Source organism: Bacillus sp. 03113 (genome assembly GCF_006546985.1).
Taxonomy (GTDB): Bacteria; Bacillota; Bacilli; order Bacillales; family Cytobacillaceae; genus VATK01.
In genome coordinates this window covers 27,091-48,025 of sequence record NZ_VATK01000011.1, presented here as the reverse complement: position 1 = coordinate 48,025, position 20,935 = coordinate 27,091, and the positions used below count along the sequence as shown (strand labels likewise).

At 36.1% G+C, this 20,935-nt stretch carries 20 protein-coding genes; 4 read left to right on the top strand and 16 right to left on the bottom strand.

What is annotated here, in order from left to right; all coding sequences use genetic code 11:
- Positions 1–350: 350 nt before the first annotated feature.
- Both FDO66_RS11950 and FDO66_RS11945 read left to right on the top strand, forming a co-directional pair.
- Positions 351–629: an AbrB/MazE/SpoVT family DNA-binding domain-containing protein gene (locus FDO66_RS11950; RefSeq protein ID WP_181444550.1), complete on the top strand. Its 279-nt coding sequence runs from the start codon at positions 351–353 to the stop codon at positions 627–629.
- Positions 610–1,062, top strand: a complete 453-nt coding sequence (locus FDO66_RS11945) for a type II toxin-antitoxin system VapC family toxin (protein WP_141432882.1) — start codon at positions 610–612, stop codon at positions 1,060–1,062. The genes FDO66_RS11950 and FDO66_RS11945 overlap by 20 nt, the downstream gene beginning before the upstream one ends.
- A gap of 178 nt (positions 1,063–1,240) precedes the next feature.
- On the opposite strand, the gene FDO66_RS11940 is transcribed toward FDO66_RS11945, so the two are convergent.
- The gene (locus FDO66_RS11940) at positions 1,241–1,909 is read right to left on the bottom strand and encodes a hypothetical protein (protein WP_141432881.1); all 669 of its coding nucleotides are present in this window, start codon (positions 1,907–1,909) and stop codon (positions 1,241–1,243) included.
- Between the two features lie 279 nt (positions 1,910–2,188).
- Complete coding sequence (locus FDO66_RS11935) at positions 2,189–3,532, bottom strand: LLM class flavin-dependent oxidoreductase (RefSeq protein ID WP_141432880.1); 1,344 nt, start codon at positions 3,530–3,532, stop codon at positions 2,189–2,191.
- A gap of 635 nt (positions 3,533–4,167) precedes the next feature.
- On the opposite strand from FDO66_RS11935, the gene FDO66_RS11930 reads away from it, so the two are divergent.
- Positions 4,168–5,490: a homocysteine synthase gene (locus FDO66_RS11930; RefSeq protein ID WP_141432879.1), complete on the top strand. Its 1,323-nt coding sequence runs from the start codon at positions 4,168–4,170 to the stop codon at positions 5,488–5,490.
- Positions 5,491–5,871: 381 nt separating this feature from the next.
- Here FDO66_RS11930 and nifV read toward each other — a convergent pair whose 3' ends face one another.
- The 14 genes from nifV to modA form a co-directional block, all read right to left on the bottom strand.
- Entirely contained in the window at positions 5,872–6,996 is a 1,125-nt protein-coding gene (nifV, locus tag FDO66_RS11925) for a homocitrate synthase (RefSeq protein WP_141432878.1), read from the bottom strand.
- Between the two features lie 28 nt (positions 6,997–7,024).
- On the bottom strand, positions 7,025–7,339 hold the full coding sequence (locus FDO66_RS11920; RefSeq protein ID WP_141432877.1) for a HesB/IscA family protein: 315 nt from the start codon (positions 7,337–7,339) through the stop codon (positions 7,025–7,027).
- The gene (locus FDO66_RS11915; RefSeq protein ID WP_141432876.1) at positions 7,339–7,659 is read right to left on the bottom strand and encodes a nitrogenase-stabilizing/protective protein NifW; all 321 of its coding nucleotides are present in this window, start codon (positions 7,657–7,659) and stop codon (positions 7,339–7,341) included. The genes FDO66_RS11920 and FDO66_RS11915 overlap by 1 nt, the downstream gene beginning before the upstream one ends.
- Positions 7,656–8,426 (bottom strand): HesA/MoeB/ThiF family protein, encoded by a 771-nt coding sequence (locus tag FDO66_RS11910; RefSeq protein WP_258535714.1) that lies wholly within the window; start codon positions 8,424–8,426, stop codon positions 7,656–7,658. The genes FDO66_RS11915 and FDO66_RS11910 overlap by 4 nt, the downstream gene beginning before the upstream one ends.
- A 34-nt stretch (positions 8,427–8,460) precedes the next feature.
- Positions 8,461–8,850 carry a nitrogen fixation protein NifX gene (gene nifX, locus FDO66_RS11905; RefSeq protein ID WP_258535713.1) on the bottom strand — a complete coding sequence of 130 codons (390 nt, stop codon included), beginning with the start codon at positions 8,848–8,850 and terminating at the stop codon, positions 8,461–8,463.
- Positions 8,822–10,153 (bottom strand): nitrogenase iron-molybdenum cofactor biosynthesis protein NifN, encoded by a 1,332-nt coding sequence (nifN, locus tag FDO66_RS11900; RefSeq protein WP_141432874.1) that lies wholly within the window; start codon positions 10,151–10,153, stop codon positions 8,822–8,824. Before nifN ends, nifX begins: the two co-directional genes overlap by 29 nt.
- Position 10,154: 1 nt before the next feature.
- Entirely contained in the window at positions 10,155–11,510 is a 1,356-nt protein-coding gene (nifE, locus tag FDO66_RS11895; RefSeq protein WP_258535712.1) for a nitrogenase iron-molybdenum cofactor biosynthesis protein NifE, read from the bottom strand.
- A gap of 112 nt (positions 11,511–11,622) precedes the next feature.
- Positions 11,623–13,152: a nitrogenase molybdenum-iron protein subunit beta gene (nifK, locus tag FDO66_RS11890; RefSeq protein WP_141432873.1), complete on the bottom strand. Its 1,530-nt coding sequence runs from the start codon at positions 13,150–13,152 to the stop codon at positions 11,623–11,625.
- Between the two features lie 15 nt (positions 13,153–13,167).
- Entirely contained in the window at positions 13,168–14,601 is a 1,434-nt protein-coding gene (nifD, locus tag FDO66_RS11885) for a nitrogenase molybdenum-iron protein alpha chain (RefSeq protein WP_141432872.1), read from the bottom strand.
- A gap of 34 nt (positions 14,602–14,635) precedes the next feature.
- The gene (gene nifH / locus FDO66_RS11880; protein WP_141432871.1) at positions 14,636–15,511 is read right to left on the bottom strand and encodes a nitrogenase iron protein; all 876 of its coding nucleotides are present in this window, start codon (positions 15,509–15,511) and stop codon (positions 14,636–14,638) included.
- A gap of 42 nt (positions 15,512–15,553) precedes the next feature.
- Positions 15,554–16,930 (bottom strand): nitrogenase cofactor biosynthesis protein NifB, encoded by a 1,377-nt coding sequence (gene nifB, locus FDO66_RS11875; protein ID WP_220095173.1) that lies wholly within the window; start codon positions 16,928–16,930, stop codon positions 15,554–15,556.
- Between the two features lie 571 nt (positions 16,931–17,501).
- The gene (locus tag FDO66_RS11870) at positions 17,502–18,140 is read right to left on the bottom strand and encodes an ATP-binding cassette domain-containing protein (protein WP_141432869.1); all 639 of its coding nucleotides are present in this window, start codon (positions 18,138–18,140) and stop codon (positions 17,502–17,504) included.
- Between the two features lie 17 nt (positions 18,141–18,157).
- Positions 18,158–18,835: a molybdate ABC transporter permease subunit gene (modB, locus tag FDO66_RS11865; RefSeq protein WP_141432868.1), complete on the bottom strand. Its 678-nt coding sequence runs from the start codon at positions 18,833–18,835 to the stop codon at positions 18,158–18,160.
- 130 nt (positions 18,836–18,965) lie between these two features.
- Positions 18,966–19,781 (bottom strand): molybdate ABC transporter substrate-binding protein, encoded by an 816-nt coding sequence (gene modA / locus FDO66_RS11860; protein ID WP_141432867.1) that lies wholly within the window; start codon positions 19,779–19,781, stop codon positions 18,966–18,968.
- 188 nt (positions 19,782–19,969) lie between these two features.
- Here modA and FDO66_RS11855 point away from each other — a divergent pair, with 188 nt between their 5' ends.
- Entirely contained in the window at positions 19,970–20,911 is a 942-nt protein-coding gene (locus FDO66_RS11855) for a helix-turn-helix transcriptional regulator (protein WP_141432866.1), read from the top strand.
- Positions 20,912–20,935: the final 24 nt, after the last annotated feature.

Below are 20,935 nucleotides of genomic sequence, written 5' to 3'. Positions count from 1 at the left end.
AATCAGAAAAATAAGATATTTCTTTAAGCGTGAACGTGAGAAGTTTCTGCAAGATTAAATAAAGAGGAATTAAACAGTTAGTTGTCTATTGCTGTAAGGTGATGAGTCCTACTCGAAAACGAAAAGATACTTACTTGAGGAATTAAAAATCTTCATTTATATATTAAACCAAAATAGAACGTATGTTTGTATTTTTATTTTAAACTTTTCTCTCTATAATGTCAAGACACGATTTAAATAATAACCTTTGATGTTATTTCTTATATTACCTATTTTTCATGTAATACTTTTTTATTAGTTTTACTTTAATTTTGTAATACATTATAATTATAATTAAAGAGGTGATTGTATTGAATGATAAGAGTCTTGTTAGTGGAAGAGTAACTCAAAAAGGACAGGTCACAATCCCTATAGAATTAAGAAATAGATTAAATATTCAAGAGGGAGATAGACTTGAATTCAAATTTGTTGACAATCTGCCAGTAATTAATGTAATTAAAAAAACAGACTTAGAGGATGTTTTTGGTTCATTGAAGCTAAAATCTCCAGTTTTAAATTTTGAAACAGAAAGAAAGGTTGCAAAAGAAGCATTAGGGGAAAAATGGAAGAATGGACAAGAGGATGATTAATAGATTTTTCGCCGACACAAACATTATTATTAGACTTCTTACCGGAGAACCAAAAGAACAAGCTTATAAAGCAAGAGAATTATTCTTGCTAGCAGAAGAAGGTAAAATATCTATAATCGTTGATCCGATCATTATTGCAGAGATTATATGGGTACTCTCTAATCAAAGTTATGGAATTAGTAAGTACGACCTAGCTATTTCTCTTCAAAAGTTTTTAAAGTTAGACGGTGTTTTTATAAATGAAGAGAATGTTATTAATGATGCTTTAAACGAGTTTATGAATAATAATGTTGACTATATAGACGCATATTTATCTTGTCTAGCTAAGAGCAAATCTAATACCCCTATCGTTACTTGGAATTTGAAACACTTTAAAAAGATGCCAAGTGAGAATTATAAACCTGAAGAAATAATAAGCAGCATCAACGAATAAATCTCTAAATTTAATAAAAATTTCTCAACTTAAAACTAACAAAACATTGAATGATTAGTGTACTAGCATTCTAAAGACATATGAAAAAATCTATAATCATTTAAATAGGATGAAACACAATTATTTTATTCTTTAAAGGGACAGTCTACAATTTGTTAAAGGACTGTCCCTCATCATTTTATCTCTTTACTTCTTCTAGAGTAAATCCCCCATACAAAGGCAAAGCTTTCAAATGATGACCAATGTAAATACCTGTTTCCTTCTCAGCTTTTTCTGCAGCTGGAGCCATTGATAATTGAGCAGCGGAAATAATCTTATCTGGATGATCGATTGTAAGCTGAGTTAATACATTGGAGACACGTTTTATGTATTCTTGTTTTTTCCCTTGCATGATCAATTCGAAGGTATTCTCAATAAAATATGGCTCTACCTGAACCAATTTCCCTTTTTGTTTAGCGAATTTAAACAATTGATCCATTGTGCCATCTACCGTATTTGGATTTGTAAAAACTAGAATTTGCGGCTTGCTATATTCACAGATGCTGTGAAATAAAGAGTCATCAACTTTTATTATAGGTAATGAATGACTTATTTGAGCCTCTTCCATGATAGCAGTAAAATGTGTACAAGTAATGAAAATCGCATCTACATGACAGGATGAAATCCAATTGAGCGTATCTTCTATTTTTTTACTTGCTTTTTCCAATGTAAAATCTTTATCCTTTTTTATTCTGTCCAAACCTGGATCTACAAAATGGACAAAATCTATCTGAAGATGACTAAGTGCTTTTTCAATCAATTCAATATTGGAATGATGTGAGTGTAAACATCCTATTACTTTTTTCAAGAAAACACCTCCAAAGTAAGTTTATGAGAATACTAGTTTAATTTAAGAATAATGTCAATAATGGGTAGTACCCAATTTGTAGGTGAATCTTTGACGAAACATTTCATCTTAAAAGGATATAAGGTGGATATTTTCATGAGAAGGATAATCGAAGTTACTTTTTCTGGTATGTATTTACATATTACTGGAGATCGAAATGATGAGGATAATTTAAAGAATTAGATTTCTAAAATTCATAATCCAAGCGGTAAGGTCTATCCCCACCGCTTGGATTATCTTTTACAGTTTGACACCCTTTTTACGTGTAACAAAACAATTAATCGGTTTTTTTAGTCCAAGGTGCTCCCGTAATGTTTCACCGTCATATTCATATCGAAAAAGCCCGCGCTCTTGTAAAATAGGAACCACTTTATCTACAAAATCTTCTAATCCTTGGGGGAGCAGAGGTGCAATTAGCATAAATCCATCAGCAGCGCCTTCAACAAACCATGTTTCTATACCATCAGCAATTTTATTAGGTGTTCCTACCCACTGTTTTCCTGCACTGTCTTCTAATAAATTATAAAGCTCGCGTAGGGTTGGGTTTTCTTTATCAATTAATTCTTTCATTCTTTCAAAATGACTTTGGATCCCATTCTCTTCTGGGAATTCAACTTCCTTTGCTGGCGTATCAAGAGTATACTGACTAAAATCTACTTTTCCTAAATAACCAGATAAAAAACGAAGCCCTTGTTCGGGAATTAATAATTTTTGAAGTTCATTATACTTCTCTTCTGCTTCTTCCTCTGTATCTCCAATAATAGGCGATATCCCCTGCAAGATATGCAGTTCATCATATGTCCGCCCATAGTCGGCCAGCTTGCTTTTTAAGCTTTTGTAAAAGGATTTTGCTTTTTCAATATCTTTTACATGGGAAAACACAACCTCTGCCGTTCGTGCTGCTAGACGTTGACCTGGTTCAGAAGCACCCGCTTGTATAATAACCGGTTGACCTTGCTTAGATCTTGCAATATTTAATGGTCCCTTTACTGAAAAAAAGCGCCCTTCATAGTTTAAGTGATTCATTTTGTCTGGATCAAAAAACTCTCCTGTTTCTTTATTGAAAACAAACGCATCATCCTCCCATGAATCCCAAAGACCTTGCACAACATCAATGAATTCTTCCGCACGTTCATAACGGGCATCATGCTCTAGATGATTTCTCTGACTGAAATTTTGTCCAGTCAGTCCCGTAGCATCTCCAGTTGTTACCACGTTCCAACCTGCTCTGCCATTGCTGACATGATCAATGGACATAAATTGCCGAGCTAAATTATAAGGCTCATTATACGTCGTGGAAGATGTAGCAACTAAACCAATTTTCGTGGTTGCTCCTGCAAGTGCACTTAGTAAAATAGCAGGATCAAAACGATTAAGGATATTTGGGTGTGAGTCTTCATTAATTGCTAAACTATCTGCAATAAAGGCAATATCAAATTTCCCTTTCTCTGCGACTTGAGCTAAATAGCGATAATAATCAATATCAATACTTGCATCTGGCTTTGCATCGGGATGACGCCAAGATCCAACATGAATACCCGTACCTACAAGATAAGCAGAAATTTTAATTTGTCTTTTCGCCATATAAAAAACCTCCTCTATATCAATCAACAAGATCAATTATTCAAATGAATTTTCTCATTCTAATCGTTTAAGAATACATATGAACCATTAGCTCGATTAGACAAATGTTCCAATGAGTGATAATTATAACCTTAATCTCATTGGGTTATTTGTTCCGGAGAAGCTAAGGGGCATTTGATGTTTACTAATCTAGATTTTTACTATTTCTTCCTTTTAACAAAAAAAGATGCTAATGACATTGAGCATGTCTTCTAGCATCTCCGGTTGACCGGTAAATCACTATAATTCTTATATACTTAATCGGATTTATATGTGAATATACCATATTTTCACATATTGTTGTCAATATTTAATTTTGAACGTTTTTTGTTAAATCTATAGCGGTTTTTTTAAGTTATTTGATAAAAATCACTTTATCTCTAGTCGTAATTTTTAAAAAAAGGAAGAGAGAATCTCAACACTCTGCACATAATCTACATAAACATCTCCTGAATTTTCTTGGTTATTTGTGAAAGTTTTATTAAATTCAAAATAGTATTTGACAAGAAAATCCATACTGAGTATATTAATAGTCAAAGTTTATTATTCCTATTAAATTAATTGGTTTTATGAACTTAAAAAAGGAGGAATTCAAAATGACAGAAGAAAGAAGATTACGTCCTGAAACGAAATCCATTCATGCTGGCCAACAACTTGATCCTACTACACTATCACGTGCTGTACCGATTTATCAAACAACTTCCTTTGGTTTTCGAGACAGTGATCATGCCGAAAACTTATTTAGTTTAAAGGAAGAAGGCTTTGTGTATACACGGATTATTAACCCTACTACAGATGTATTTGAAAAAAGAATTGCCTCTTTAGAAGGTGGAGTAGGTGCACTTGGCGTCGCATCTGGACAGTCAGCTACGACGTATTCGATTTTAAACATCGCTTCTTCTGGTGATGAGATTGTATCCTCTAGCAGTTTATATGGAGGTACATACAATTTATTTTCCTCAACCCTCCCTAAATTAGGAATTAAAGTGAACTTTGTAGATTCCGAGAATCCTGAAAACTTTAGAAAAGCTATTACACCAAAAACGAAAGCGATTTATGCAGAAACGGTAGGAAATCCTAAAGGAGATATTCTAGATATACAAGCCGTTGCCGATATTGCCCATGAAAATGGAATTCCTCTTATTGTTGATAACACGATCCCAAGTCCATATTTATTACGTCCAATTGATTTTGGTGCAGATATTGTGGTTCACTCTGCTACAAAATTTATCGGAGGCCACGGCACTGCGATTGGCGGGGTAATCGTTGATAGCGGAAAATTTGATTGGGCTGCAAGTGGAAAATTCCCAGATTTAACTAATCCAGATCCTAGCTATCATGGAATTGTGTACACCGAAGCAGCAGGAGAAGCTGCCTATATCACAAAAGCTCGTGTTCAGCTTTTAAGAGATATTGGCGCAGCTCTTTCACCTTTCAACTCATTCTTATTGCTTCAAGGCTTAGAAACATTACATTTGCGATTAGAGCGACATAGTGAAAATGCGCTTAAAACAGCTCAATTTTTAGAATCACATGAACTTGTTGAATGGGTAAGCTATGCAGGTTTAAGCAGTCATCCCTCTTATTCGCTGGCTCAGAAATACTTACCAAAAGGACAAGGATCTATCTTAACGTTTGGAATAAAAGGCGGAGTAGAAGCTGCTAAAAAACTAATTAACTCTGTGCAGTTATTTTCTCATTTAGCTAATATCGGCGACTCAAAATCACTCATCATTCATCCAGCAAGCACCACACATCAACAGCTGTCCGAAGAAGAGCAACTTGCTTCAGGAGTCACACCTGAACTAATTCGCTTATCTGTAGGGACAGAAGCAATTGAAGACATTCTTGAAGACTTAGACTTTGCATTAAAAGCTAGTCAAAATTTAGAAAAGCGGCAGCGCCTTGTTCAGCCCTGAAGAAAAATGTTCATTTGACTCAAAAAGTGCTCTTTACTTTTTAGAGACAAAGGGTTATTTTTCACAAGGGCTAGGCGGTGGAGCTGGACACATAGAAAAGCGGCAGCGTCTTGTTCAGCCCTGAAGGAAAATGTTCATTTGACTCAAAAAGTGCTCTTTACTTTTAGAGGCAAAGGGTTATTTTTCACAAGGGCTAGGCGCTGGAGCTGGACATACAGAAAAGCGGGAGCGTCTTGTTCAGCCCTAAAGGAAAATGTTCATTTGACTCAAAAAACCCTTCAAAGGTGTCATAAAGCAAAAAAAATTCTTTATACGTCATCAAAACAGAAATAAAGGGATGCTCACAAACATCCCTTTTTTACTACTTTTATGATTTTCTCTCTATGTATTTAATTGATGAAACATCCTTTTTAATTCGGAAACATCAACTGTTTTCTTTGTTTCACTTGTAATCGATCGAACATAATCCAGTAATTTTTCACCTTGATGTTTATCTAAATAAATGCCTTCTTTTTGAAGAAAATAGGCAATGGATTTAAATCCAGAATGCTTGCCTACTACAAAGTGATGAGTACGTCCAACCTCCATCGGATCAAAGGTTTGATACGTTTCATGATTTTTAAGAAGACCATCAACATGTATTCCTGACTCATGAGTAAATACCATTGAACCGACAATTGGCTTCGCCTCTGGTAGCATTCTTCCTGATGCCTTACTGACTGCATCCGCTAATTCATGAAAGTAAGTAGAATCAACATGCACTTTTCCATTGTACAAATGTCGCCATGCCATTGCTACTTCTTCTAATGGAGCATTTCCTGCACGTTCTCCAATCCCAGATATAGTGGTACTTGCCCACTTTGCACCAGCATTTATTGCAGAGAGCGTATTAGCTGTTGACAAGCCAAAATCATTATGGCAATGAATTTCTAATTCCATATCCTCTGGACATTCATCGATTATTTTTTTGATATTCAATTGTGCCGTTGTTGGATTTAAAACGGATACTGTGTCCGCATACCGAAATCGCCTTACACCATCCAGATATAAAATATTTATTAATTCTATTAAAAATGGAATGGATGCCCTTGAAGCATCTTCAAATCCAACAGAAACATGCAAATCAAATGCTTTTGCATATGCCACAGCTCGTTGAATCATCAAAGTAATTTCCTGTCTGTTTAATTTTAATTTGTGATGCATTTGGATATCAGATGTGGGAATGGAAATATGCACCCAATCCACTCCTGCTTGCCTCGAAGCATCGATATCCTGTTTAACAGCACGATTCCAAGTTAATAGTTGAAGAGGTAGCTGCATGTCTACGATTGAATGGATGATTTTTTGTTCTTCTTTCCCCATTGCTGGAATTCCAACTTCAGCCTGCTCAACACCTGCTTCAGCCAAAAGCCGTGCAATCATTCGCTTCTCTTCTGCTGAAAAAACAACGCCAGCTGTCTGTTCACCATCTCTTAAAGTCGTATCACAAAATTGAATACTTCTCATGCCTATCCCCCTCGTATATTAAGCTTTTTTAAAAACAGACGGTAGAACAGGTAGAACAATTAGAAGTCGTTTTCATAATGAACAGTCCTTCCTCACCATCTTGAACAGTAAAAAAGATCACTGTTTCATTTAACAATTCGTTAGATTCAGGATCGACAAATATTTTCAATCCTTCCTGATGGGTAATAATATCCTTCGGAAGTGCTCGATCTTCCCAAAACACCTCATATTGAACTTCACTTTCATTAGACTGAGCATAAATTCTAATTCCTAAATCATTTCTTTTTTCTTCATCAACAAGCTCCAGAACTTTTTTTGCAGCATCCTCTGTAAATTGCATCATCAATTTTCACCCTTTGCTTTAATCTGATTAAACGGAAGGAACTTTCCATTTTGTTTATAAAACTCCGGAAAAAATTTTTGTCTTAGTGGTGTTGGTTTTACAAAGTCGTTATATGCGCGAAATAGAAAGGCTCTTTGCATTTTCCAAACCTCTTTATCACTCGAATCAGCCTCTAAATAACCCTCCTCTTGCAAATACGTTCGGAATCGCTTTAGAATATGCATTCGAGAGACATTTAAGATTTCTGGATGAAACGGAACGTTGAAAAAATCAAAAAAGTCCTCCGCATCATACAACTCCTTTAATGGATTCTTAATCACTTTTCAACACCCCTTTTATCAGAACAATGACTACAGGATGGATTGCGTTTTAAAGCAAAGGTTGAAGAAGTAAAATGTAATGAATCAAACCGATAAAGCTTGTTATAATAAGGTTCTCCAATTCCAGTAAGTGCCTTTATCACTTCAATTGCTGCTAAGCAGCCCGCGATTCCAGAAGTGGCGCCTAAAACAGGGAAACCTAAAGGCTCCCAGCTCTTCTCACGATCAGGAAAAATACAGGCTAAGCATGCTGTTTCACCAGGCTTAACCGTTGTTAAGGAAATTTCAAATCCAGACATGGCCGCCTCGACCATTGGTTTTCCAATATCAACACATAAATGATTCAATTCATATCTTTCAGGGAAATCATATCGAGCATCGACCACAATATCAGATTTCTCAACCCAAGGATAAGAGGCTTGATAGCTGATTCTCTCAGGATATGCCTCAACAACGACCTCTGGATTGATTCGTTTTAAACTCTCGATGGCACAAGGAATTCTGTCCTCTCCAATTTTTTGACTATCCATTAAGATTTGTCGATTCAAATCCGGAGGAACAATTTTTCCTTCATGAGCAATAATAAGCTTTCCAATTCCTGCAGCAGCTAGATAAATGGCTGTTGTCCCACCTAAACCGCCAATACCTGCAATAAGGACCGTAGCATTTTTTAATTTTTGCTGCCCTTCTTCTCCAAGTAATTTCAATTGCCTACTGTATCGATTTTGCGCATCCATGATCTTCTCTTGCTCTAGCAATGAACTCATACTCATCCCCCCGATTAAACTTATTCTACTACTCTTAAAGGCTACTCTCTGTTTCTTCTCTACTATTAAGTGCTTTTGCCAACCATAGAGGAGGATTCGTTTGCAGCATCGCTAGCAACTTGTCTAATTGTTCTTGAATCGATGTTCCTTCCTTTACTTTAACAGGCATAATTTTGCTTCTAGTTACTCGTGCTGCAGCAGCTGGTCCAATTTGCGTAATAAATAATAACGTACAATCTATTACCATATTTAACCGATCTTCTATTCGTCCATTTTCACTTCCATCTAAATCATCCGCTATTTCTCTCGTCACAAGTTTCTCGTATTTTTCTTTCGTAATTTCGTATATATCAAATGCTTCACAGAAACCAAAATGTGTATCTATATGCTCACCATCACCGGTAGCAAATGCGACTTTCATCATGTATTTTCCCACTTTCCTCTATTAATAAATTACTCATTTTAATAATCAATTCAGTAGTCCCTCTATAGCCTATGCTTGTTGCCAATGAACTCCCGATCTGATGAAATATTGGAAATCCCATTGGAAGAAATGGGATTTTCATGCGACTAGAGCCTTGCTCACCATGTGAATTGCTAATCCATAAATCAGCATCCGCAGCCATCTTTTCTAAATCATCTAAATCACCAATTATTATTTCTTCCTCTATTTCTGATAAAAGTGGAGTAGAAAAAGTAGTGACTAATCCTGCCATTTTCCCGCCCATCTCTTTACACAATTCGATGATAGAATAGAGATGATCAGGTTCCAATGCTGCCACTATTTTTTTTCCTGAAAAATAAAAATGAGCATCCAACATGCAATCCAGTAAATTATCGCGCTCCCATCGATAAGTTTGAGGGACTGGCTTGCCACTTAAATGTTGTAAGAAGGAAAAAAATTCATCGTTTGCCTTTAGACCTGATAAACTATTGAACATTTTATAAGGAATTTCAGCAAATTGACCTAATGCTTTTGCTGCTCCTTCCATGCTTGCTCCCACCGCTATCGTCATTTCAGAGCTTAATAACCGTTGTAATTGATCAAAGGTGGCTCCCCCTCGTGTAATAGGAGAGAATCCTTTTGCAAGAGCCCCACCCAATGATGTAGACAAATCAGGAGCCGTGATGACCTCTAGTCCAAAAGAGGAAATAATTCGTTTCAATTCCATGACATCACCTGGCGTCAAATGTGCACTTGGTAATAAATTGACTTGATTTTTTACTTTCTTCATTGGTAACTGGGCCTTACTTGAATGAATCAACTCTTTTACCAACGCCTCTACCGTTAAGCGATAGCCTGATTCTAAAGAACCTTCAAAATCAGGCAGAGTAACAGGGAAGATAAAGCAATCATCCTGACATCTATCTTTTTTATAATTTTTTATATTTCCGTTTAAATCATCACCTGCTGTTTCCGTTAGCGCTGTACTTAAAACTGCAATAATGGAGGGGGTATGCTTTTCTATGACAATATCTAATGCTTCAACCATGCTTTGTTCAGCACCGAAAATTATATTCATTTCCTGGAGAGCTGTTGTTTGAAGTGAAATAGGCTCACGAAAGTGTTGAGTCATCAACGCTTTGATAAAAGCAGCACAGCCCTGTGAGCCATGAACAATTGGCATTGTACGGAATAATCCTTGCAGCGCCAAAACTCCACCCAATGGCTGACTCACTTTCAATGGATTAATAGCTAGTTTTTTTTCTTTTTTAAAGATAACCATTTTACAGTTGCTCCTTCCATGGCGGCTGAAGCTGAACCATTTCCCAAACAGGATGCTCAATAGAATTGACAAGCTGCTCAGCTAATCTTTTTAACCCAACATACCCCGCATATGCGTGATGCCTTTCTTGATTGACATCGATAAATGGAATATGTTCTTTTAAGGCAACATACATATTCCGTCCACCGGCGATCATAATGTCGGCCTTTTCTTTACGGAACGTTTGTAAAATTTTACTTGCTCCACCTGATTCAATTAATACAACGTCATGACCAGCTCGTTCTTTTATTCTCGCTACATCCTCGTTTGTACTTTTATTTGTCCCAACACCAACAACCTCAATACCTAATTCCTGCAAAGCAGTAATTATGGACCAGCTTTTGACTCCACCTGTATAAAGAATGGCACGTTTTCCTTTTAAAACCTTTCGATACTCCGAAAGCTCGTAGTCTAGGTTTTGCTCTTCTATTTTCGTAAACTCATTCACTCGTTTTATTAGTTCCTTATCATTTAACAAAAAGGCCAATGTTTTTAGCGATAAGGTTGTTTCCTTCGCACCATAAAAAGAGCCTTCAAAATAGGGAATTTCATATTTTTCTTCCATTGTTCTAGCCATATTAATCAAAGCCCGACTGCATACAACCATATTTACCTTCGCTTTGTGAGCCCAGCGTATTTCATTAAATCTCCCATCACCGGTTATTCTAGACAATACGCGAATGCCTACTTGATCAAATAAAGCTTGAATATCCCAACCTTCACCGGCAATATTATATTCTCCAATTAAATTAACATCCCAGGGGGTTTCTTTAGGGGGTTCTGCTGTTCCAATCACGTAATCTAATAAAGCCTCTCCAGCCAAGCGGTTTCCAAGATTTTTACTCCCAACAAAACCAGGACTGTTTACAGGAATGATCGGAATGTTCAAATTTTGTGTCTCACTGCGACAAATAGCATCTAAATCTACGCCGATCAAGGCTGTTATACAGGTAGAGTAGACAAAAACAGCAGGGGGATTAAACCTTTTTGTAATTTCTTGAATCGCTTCACGTAATTTCTTTTCTCCACCAAAAATAATATCTTGTTCATTTAAATCCGTTGTTAAGCCGTATTGATAAAGATAAGAGCCGGAACTAAGGCTACCTCGTCCTTCCCAGCTATTTCCTCCACAGGCAATAGGGCCGTGTACGAGATGAGCTGCATCGGCTATTGGCAGGAGGGTAATCTGTGCCCCATCAAAAGAACATCCTCCAGCAGCTTCACCCGGTTTGGGTCTTGCACAACCTTTATGGTTAACATTGGTCTGATTATGTTCACATGCGGGTTCTTGAAAAGCTTCCATAACATAATTTTTCACAGCAATCCTCCTTCCATCGAACGGATAAATCATCTTACTTTAAAATTGAAGTGATTTCTATTAAACTAATAAACAGTGGGGAAGTCGCAATTCCCCACTGACAAAATCCGTTTTATCTTACTGCATCAAAGCTGTGATCAGGTGCTTCGTCGTCCAATTGTTGTAATAATGTATTAACAATTAGCGTTAACACATTCAAGGTTCCTTGATAACCAATGATTGGATAACGATGCATGTGATGACGGTCAAAGATTGGGAATCCAATTCTGACTAATGGAATATTTGCATCCTTTGCACAATATTTCATGTGTGTGCTTCCGATAGCAAAATCAACTGGTTCAGTTAATAATAAGGAGCGCATATGCCACAGGTCTTTTCCTGCATGTATTTTTCCTTCTAATCCATACGGACTAGTTTTTAATAATTCTTCCGCTTCTTTAACAAACTTTTTATCTCCATTTGTACAGACAATGTGAACTGGTTCAATTCCTACTTCTAGACAGAAGGAAATTAAACCTAGTAATAGATCTGGATCTCCTGCTAAAGCAACACGTTTCCCATGTAAATAAGCATGTGAATCTGTCAATGCATCTACCACACGACCGCGCTCATCTTTTAAAGCTTGAGGAATTTCCTTACCTGACAATTGTTTAATGCTTTCTAATAATTGATCCGTACTTTTTATTCCTATTGGAACAGACATTGGTACGGCTTCTTGCTTCCATTTATTTTTAACATATTTTGCCGTTTTAATTGTTGAATACTTTTGTAAAAGAAGTGTACCTTTTGCATTAGGGGCTTGAGCTACATCCTCTAATTTTGTACCACCATTGTAATAATTATATTCACCAGCTGCTGGCGAATCTAAGTTTTCACTATGATCTCCAAGGATCGTATAATCAACACCCATTAGCTCTAGTATTCTCTTAAGCTCAGCAAAGTTACCTGTATAAGTATCAAAGCCTGGAATAATATTGATTTTTTCAGAAGGCACTTTGTTTTCTAAGTCGCCATGTTTTTCGGAAAGATAAGCTAAAATAGAACGTATCATGCTATCGTATCCAGTAATATGAGAGCCAACAAAGCTTGGCGTATTTGTAAATGGCACTGGATAATCCTTATCGATCGCTCCTTCAATCCGAGCATTTTCAATAAAGGCGCTTAAATCATCCCCAATAACCTCTGCCATACACGTCGTACTAACAGCGATCATTTTTGGTTTATATAGAGCGGTACTATTTTGTAGACCTTCGATTAAATTTCTCATTCCTCCAAATACTGCTCCATCCTCTGTCATAGAAGATGATACAGCAGGAACCGGCTCCTTAAAGTGACGAGCAAAATGACTGCGAAAATAAGCTACACACCCTTGTGATCCATGAACAAAAGGCAATGTTCCTTCAAATCCTAATCCTGCAAGCACCGCTCCTAATGGCTGACAGGCTTTTGCAGGATTGATTGTCGCTGCTGAACGACTAAAGTTTTTCTCTTTATATTCTTCCGTTTTTAAAAAATCAACCGTATCGTCTATTTCTTGTGTAGAACACGGTGCTTCAAAAAGCTTCTTAGCTTCTGCTTGCTTTACATATTTTTCAGATTGAAATAACGTATTATGATCTTTAATTTCTAGTTTTTTAGTCATCGTATCCCCCCCTTTTTAAAATGGTGCATCCATTAGATCCCAAACCGGACTGTTAATGGCGATATCCATATCTCTTGCAAAGATTTTAAAACCATCAAAACCATGGTAAGGACCGCTGTAATCCCATGAATGCATTTGTCTAAACGGAATACCCATTTTATGGTATACATACTTTTCTTTTACCCCTGCACCCATTAAATCAACATCTAATTTTTCTGCTAAAAATTCTAAATCAAAAGCAGCGGGGTCATCGTAAAGAATGGTTCCTTCTCTTAAATCTTCAAACGTTTTTTCATAGTCATCTTTATGAGCAAATTCATACCCAGTTGCAACGATTTCCATTCCTAAGTCTTCATAAGCACCAATTGTATGACGTGGTCGTAATCCACCAATTAGTAGCATTACTTTTTTTCCTTCTAAACGAGGGCGGTATTTAGCAATGAGTTCATCCATTTCTTTTTGATATTCTGCAATAACTCTTTCAGCATTTGCTTGAATCGTTTCGTCAAAATAAGCAGCAATCGCACGAAGGCTTTCAATCGTTTTTGTTGGGCCAAAGAAATTATATTCCATCCAAGGAGTCCCATATTTTTCTTCCATTGTTGTCGCCATATAGTTCATGGAACGGTAGCAGTGAATCAGGTTTAGCTTAGATTTATGCGCAATAGTCAATTCATTAATCGATCCATCTCCAGACCATTGGGCAATAACTCTTAATCCAATCTCTTCTAATAGAATACGAGAAGCCCAAGCGTCACCACCGATATTGTAATCTCCAATAATGGCTACATCATAAGGGCTTGAGTCCTCTAATTCGCCAGTACCCATTAAATGGTCACGTATCGCATCATTGGCAATGTGATGTCCTAGCGATTGGCTGACCCCACGGAATCCTTCACAACGAACTGGAATAACTGGAATTTCTAATTCCTTCGTCATTTTTTTACCGACTGCTTCGATATCGTCACCAATAAGCCCTACTGGACATTCTGATTGGATCGATATCCCTTGAGCAAGTGGAAACATTTCTTTAATTTCGCGACACAGCTCTTCTAGCTTTTTATCTCCACCAAAGACGATATCTCTTTCTTGGAAATCACTTGTTACCTGCATAGCAGTAAAGTTATTAACGCCTAGAGTACCATGCGCATAGTTACGGCGAGTGCCCCAGCTATATTGACCACATCCAACAGGACCATGACTGATATGAACCATATCTTTAATCGGTCCCCAAACCACACCTTTTGAACCAGCGTAAGCACAGCCACGAGCCGTCATAACACCTGGGCGTGATTTAATATTTGATTTAATAGAACATTGTCCAGTCTCTATATTCTCACTATCTGCAATTTCGAAGTGTTTTTTTCTGAATTTCTGTGTTTTCGTTGGATAAACTTCAAGTAATTCCTCAATAAGACCTTTTTTATAATCCAATTCATTTGTACTCAAACAATATCACCTCTTTTAACTAGTTTTTGAGTTATTAGTTACCAGCCGCTTCTTTTTCTTCTAGCTTTTTAATTGCAGTTTCTTCATCTTCAATAACACCAAATTCCATAAGCAATGATTCTAATTCGTCCATTTCAATTGGTGTTGGAATTGTCATCATTTCATTTTCTAATATTTTTTTAGCTAAATATTCATACTCTTTTGCTTGTTCATCTTCTGGTCTGTATTGAGCAACGGTCATTTTACGCAACTCAGCATGTTGAACAATATTATTACGTGGTACATAGTGGATCATTTGTGTATTTAAACGACGAGCAAGCTCTGAAATAAGCTCAGCTTCACGGTCAGTGTTACGGCTGTTACAGATTAAACCACCTAAACGAACACCGCCGCTATTGGCATATTTTAAAATACCGCGAGAAATATTATTTGCTGCATACATCGCCATCATTTCACCTGAACAAACGATATAGATTTCCTGTGCTTTGTTTTCACGAATTGGCATCGCAAATCCACCACACACAACGTCCCCTAATACGTCATAAGAGACAAAGTCAAGTCCTTCATAGGCACCTTCCTCTTCTAGGAAATTGATAGAAGTGATAATTCCGCGTCCAGCACAGCCTACTCCTGGCTCAGGTCCGCCTGATTCCACACATAAAATATCTCCATAACCTTTTGCTACAACATCTTCTAATTCTAAATCCTCAACCGTACCCATTTCCGCAGCCTTTTCTAATACGGTGCTTTGTGCTTTTGTATTTAAAATTAAACGAGTTGAATCTGCTTTAGGGTCACAGCCTACAATCATAATTTTTTGACCGAATTTTGTTGCTAATTGCGCTAAAGTATTTTGAGAAGTTGTTGATTTACCAATTCCACCTTTACCATAGAAAGCGATTTGTCTCATTATTAATTTCCTCCTAAATGTTTTTAATTTTTCGATATTTCTTTATATTGAAATAGTTTCAACCATATTCATATATCGATAATACTTACTACTTTCATAGAGTAATTCCTCGATATTTCCCGACTTCACAATTGGAACAATTCCTCTTTCAAGCAAATATTTTTTAGGATTTTCACCAATACCTGAGCTTAGGAGCATTTGACAATCCTTTAATATCTCAGCTGTTTCTGCTAAAATGGGACCTTTATTGGTACTGCAATCGATCTTACCAATACAATAAGATTGAACTTTTCTTACGCCAACAAACTTGATATTATCTTCCATTACATCAAAGATTAAAAATTCTTTCGCGTGTCCAAAATGTAAGTTTACTCTTGCATTACCTCTTGTAGTAGCTGCAATTCTTATTCCGGAGGAAGCAGGCTTATTTTCTTTTGGCCTTTGCACTGCTCGTTCCTTCCTCTTTTTCATTTTTTCCTTTACCTTTTCTTCAAGATCATGCTGAAATTGCTGTCTAGCTGCAGGATCATATTGTACAGAACAATCGTTGATTTTATCTTTTGAAAATTCTGAACTTCTATCTTCTCCTAGTAATCCAACCGCATCTGCACGACATTGTCTGCAATGCTTCATCATTTTCAAGCTGCCTGAGCATTTTTCCTGAATCGCTTGCACTTCATTCGGTGTCGGATTTCTGATTCCATTGTTGCCAAATACAGTATCTGGAGTAACGATCAAAGGCATAATGTTATGAACAAATGCGCCCCTTTTTTTAATTGCATTAGAAACTTCTTCCATATGCTGGTCGTTTATTCCAGGAATTAACACCGAATTCACTTTACAAAGGATACCACGCTCTGTTAGAGCTTCTAGCCCTTTAAGCTGATTATTAATTAAAATTTCAGCAGCCTCTAATCCTTTATATCGTTTCCCTTCATGAAAAATCCAAGAATAAATGTGTTGACCAATCTGAGGATCCACTGCATTAATGGTGATCGTAACATGATCTATATTTAGTTCTTGAATCTGATCCACGAATTCCAATAGACGTAATCCATTGGTACTTAAGCAAAGCTTAAGATCCGGAGCGTGTTCAGCAACTCCTTGGAAAGTATCAAAGGTCTTTTTAGGATTTGCTAATGGATCCCCAGGACCCGCAATTCCAACTACAGACATTTGCATAATCTCTCCAGCAACGACTAAAACCTTTTTTACTGCCTCTTCTGGTTTTAAAACTTCACTAACAACACCCGGTCTGCTTTCATTTGCACAATCAAATTTACGATTACAATAATTGCATTGAATATTGCAAGCAGGTGCAACAGGCACATGCATACGTGCAAAGTAGTGATGTGCATCCTCACTATAGCAAGGGTGACGGGCTATTCTTTCTTCCAATTCTTGATTGATCGTTGTCACATTCTCTCCCTCCCCTAATTCAATAATTCTTAAACGAAAGCATTACAGGTACACTTTTTTCCGTCACCTTTGTTTTTGATTTTTATCACTCTCCCGTTTTTAATTGTCTTAGAGGTTTCCAACATAGTCATATTGTAAATGACATTATATGGAATTTCGTGGTGATTAACTAGATATTATTTTTTGCAATTGCTCAAATCAATAGAATTGTCAGATAATATGACATGTTTTTTTCTGCAACCGATTACATTTGTCTATTTTGTTAAAAATTTCGTCACAATTTATGTTTTTATAGTTCTTTTTACCTGTGAATTTATCCAAAAAAACTAGAGAAAATTTATTAGATCAAAAAAGAGGGAGGAATTAAGAATTCTTAGAAAATGAATTGCTAATTTAAACAATAATTTTCTTATTTTGAGTTTTTTGGTAAGGAAAATGAGGGGTTAATTTCTATGACATTCATCCAGTAGATTATGTCAAAATAATGTTGATTTCTTAAAAAACGGCGATGAGGATTTCAATCCTCATCACCGTTTTAAATTTTTCATATCCAATTTTACAAATGTTTAGGTTAACTAACTGAAAGCTGCTCTTTATGCGTAATATGCCCTTTTTTTAAATGGAGAATTCGATTTCCGAGCTTTTTCGCTTCTTCGTAATCATGAGTAACCATGATGATTGGGATTTTCCAAATTCGATGCAGTCTTAGTAATTCCGAGTGGCATTCCTTTTTCGTCTGTTGATCGAGACTTGAGAATGGCTCATCTAACAAAAGAATTTTTGGCTCAGTAGAAAGTGCACGTGCTAAGGCGACTCGTTGTTTCTCTCCGCCTGATATTTGTCTAGGATACTTTTTTAGTAAATGCTCTATTCCAATAACTTGAACTAAATGATCTACTAAGCTTTGACTTTTCAAAGCATATGTAATATTTTTTTCAATGGTCATATGTGGAAATAGAGCAAAATCTTGAAATAAATATCCAATATTTCTTTTTTGAATGGGAGTTGGTTTCTGATTTGTTCGAAAAAAGGAACAATCATTTAACTGAATAGAACCCTCATCAGGAGAATCCAATCCTGCAATACAATTTAAAATGGTTGTTTTACCAGAACCAGATGGACCAAAAAGGATGATGATGTCATTTTCAGCTTCAAACTCAACTTGGATTGTAAAATGCGGAAGTCGTTTCGTAAGTTTTAAAGATAACATGTACTCATCTCCTTTTTTCATTTCTCACTTTTATATCTTAGTAAATTCCGTTTACTCCACCAATTAAGCCACATAATTGCGCAAAAACCAAGAAGGATCAGAACAATAACCCAATATGTTGCAATTTCCGAATGTCCTGACTGAACTGCAAAGTAGATGGCAATTGGGATAGTATCCGTTTTGCCTGGAATAAAACCAGCGATCATTAGCGTTGCACCAAATTCCCCTAACGATCTAGCGAAAGCTAATACTAAACCAGCCAATAACCCTGGCCATGCAAGAGGGAATGAAATCGTCCAAAACACTTTCAGTCTCGAGGCTCCCATTGTTAAAGCTGCATTTTCAATATTTTTATCATAATTTTGAAATGCAGCTGAAGCACTTTGGTACATAAGCGGAAATGAAACCACTGTTGAGGCGATCACCGCTCCTATCCAAGTAAAAACAATTTGAAAATCAAACCATTTTAAAAGAAATTGGCCAATAAAACCATTTTTTCCAAAGAAATAAAGTAAAGCAAATCCGACAACCGTTGGAGGCAATACTAATGGCAGCAAAATAATTGATTCTATAATGCTTTTACCAAAAAAATCTTTACGAGCAATCAATCTTGCTACAATGATACCAAAAATAAAAACAAAGATTGTAGAAATACTTGCAACTTTTAACGATAGAAAAAGGGGTGTATAATTCATTCATTTGGGCTAGAAATCTTAAAGCCTAAAGCGAATACCAGGCTGTGAAGAATCTTCCCCTTCCTCCTTTTCAAAATATTACAACAAATTTTTTAAATAATGGATCTTTCTAACATATTCTTATTTTCAATTACTTTTTAAAGCCATATTTCCCAAGAATATCTTGAGCGCCTTTTGTTCCTAAGAAATCAACAAATTCTTTTGCTGCTTCAGGGCTTTTTGAATCTTTAAGTACAGCAGCTGGATAAATAATCGGTGTATGCAAGGATGGATCTGCTTCTGCAAGTACTTTAACTTTATCAGATAGAACGGCATCACTTGAATAAATAAATCCAATATCTGTATTTCCAGATTCAACATACGTTAATACTTGCCTTACATCACTACCAAGGACAAAATGGCTTTCTAAACCAGCCCATTTCCCTAATTTTTCAAGAGCTTGTTTTGTATACGTGCCGGCTGGAACACTTGCTGGATCACCAATGGCAACTTGTCCTAATTGATCTGCTTTTAAATCCTCGAAGGAAGAAATTTTAATATCTTTATCTTTTCCAGTTATTAATACAAGTTTATTTCCAGTGAAATCTTTTCTTGTATCCGTTAAGATTAATTGTTGATCAGCTAATGTATTCATCCATTTTTGATCAGCTGATAAAAAGATATCTGCTGGAGCGCCTTGTTGAATTTGTTGCGCTAAATTACCTGAGCTTCCGAAATTGGCTGAGAAAGTAACTTCAGGATGTTCTTTTTGAAAAGCCTTCTGTAAATCCGTCATTGCATCTGTTAAACTAGCAGCAGCTGAAACTGTCAGTTCAACTGGTTCTTTCTTTTCTACTTTTTGCTCTGCTGGTTTCGTTTTTGTATCTGCCTCGTCTTTCGTGCTGCAGCCTGCAAATACGAAAATAGATAAAATTAAAAGTAATGCAGCAAAAAATTGTTTCTTCATAAAAACCCTCCTTGAATATGAAAGTATATCTAAATATAACTAAACAAAATCAAAAAAGAAGAAGTCCACATTTAATTATGTTTAGTTATATTTAGGCATAATTGATTATAAATGATTATAATTGGTAATTTTCCCTTAGTAAATGATAAAATATAAAAAATTGTGAAAAAATTATGGAGGATTGGCTAATGAGTAAGAATGAATCCTTTACAACCGAAGAAATTGCGGAGATTTTAAAAGTTTCTAAACTTACGGTTTATGACTTAATAAAAAAAGGGAAGCTCCCCGCCTATCGAGTTGGAAGGCAAATGAGAGTAGATGCCGTTGACTTAGATGCATTTAAAAACAAGACAAAGGAAAAATTAGTGGATCCAAGAGAGGATGTATCTAATACCCAGTTTTTCAATACCCAGTTTTATGATCCATTTGCTAACATCCGCTCCATTATTATTAGTGGACAAGACAATTGTTTAGATATTTTAGCTAAACATTTTGAATATAAAACAAAAGCTTATCGCCCTCTTCGTTCCTATGTAGGAAGCTTAAATGGATTGATCGCTATGTATAATGGAGAAGCTGATATCGTTAGTACGCATCTGTTTGATGGAGAAACAAAAGAATATAACATCCCATATGTAAAGAAACTTTTAACAAGTCACTCTTTTATGGTCATTCGCTTCATTACTCGTCAAGCTGGCTTTTATGTACCACATGGAAATCCAAAAAAAATAACTGATTGGACAGACCTCAATAGACCTGATATAAAAATCCTAAATAGAGAAATAGGATCTGGCGCTCGAATTCTATTAGACGAGCAGTTGAAATTACACAATATCAATAAAATGAATGTCAATGGCTATGACCAGGAAGCAACAAGTCATTTTAGTGTTGCTGCAGGAATTACACAAGGAAAAGCAGATGTCGGAGTCGGAATAGAAAAAAATATTGCTGGAATAGACTTCCTCCCGCTTGTTAAAGAAAATTATGATCTAGTCTTATTAAAAACAATGCAAAATAAAGAAATAATAAGCCTCCTTACTGAAATTCTAACCACCGATGAATTAATTAACGAACTACAGGCTTTTGGATATGACACTTCTAATTCAGGCAAAATCATCTATGAGCAATAAGAAAAGCGGCCGATTAAGTACGCC

What these genes read in the sequence shown, in the direction of transcription:
- nifX (WP_258535713.1), bottom strand. Translation starts at nt 8,850, where the DNA reads ATGATGAAAGTCGCATTTGCTACCGGTGATGGTGAGCATATAGATACA.
- FDO66_RS11910 (WP_258535714.1), bottom strand. Translation starts at nt 8,426, where the DNA reads ATGAGTTCATTGCTAGAGCAAGAGAAGATCATGGATGCGCAAAATCGA.
- modB (WP_141432868.1), bottom strand. Translation starts at nt 18,835, where the DNA reads ATGAATTATACACCCCTTTTTCTATCGTTAAAAGTTGCAAGTATTTCT.
- FDO66_RS11870 (WP_141432869.1), bottom strand. Translation starts at nt 18,140, where the DNA reads ATGTTATCTTTAAAACTTACGAAACGACTTCCGCATTTTACAATCCAA.
- FDO66_RS11945 (WP_141432882.1), top strand. Translation starts at nt 610, where the DNA reads ATGGACAAGAGGATGATTAATAGATTTTTCGCCGACACAAACATTATT.
- nifN (WP_141432874.1), bottom strand. Translation starts at nt 10,153, where the DNA reads ATGGTTATCTTTAAAAAAGAAAAAAAACTAGCTATTAATCCATTGAAA.
- nifK (WP_141432873.1), bottom strand. Translation starts at nt 13,152, where the DNA reads ATGACTAAAAAACTAGAAATTAAAGATCATAATACGTTATTTCAATCT.
- nifV (WP_141432878.1), bottom strand. Translation starts at nt 6,996, where the DNA reads ATGAGAAGTATTCAATTTTGTGATACGACTTTAAGAGATGGTGAACAG.
- FDO66_RS11930 (WP_141432879.1), top strand. Translation starts at nt 4,168, where the DNA reads ATGACAGAAGAAAGAAGATTACGTCCTGAAACGAAATCCATTCATGCT.
- modA (WP_141432867.1), bottom strand. Translation starts at nt 19,781, where the DNA reads ATGAAGAAACAATTTTTTGCTGCATTACTTTTAATTTTATCTATTTTC.
- FDO66_RS11935 (WP_141432880.1), bottom strand. Translation starts at nt 3,532, where the DNA reads ATGGCGAAAAGACAAATTAAAATTTCTGCTTATCTTGTAGGTACGGGT.
- FDO66_RS11920 (WP_141432877.1), bottom strand. Translation starts at nt 7,339, where the DNA reads ATGATGCAATTTACAGAGGATGCTGCAAAAAAAGTTCTGGAGCTTGTT.
- nifH (WP_141432871.1), bottom strand. Translation starts at nt 15,511, where the DNA reads ATGAGACAAATCGCTTTCTATGGTAAAGGTGGAATTGGTAAATCAACA.
- FDO66_RS11855 (WP_141432866.1), top strand. Translation starts at nt 19,970, where the DNA reads ATGAGTAAGAATGAATCCTTTACAACCGAAGAAATTGCGGAGATTTTA.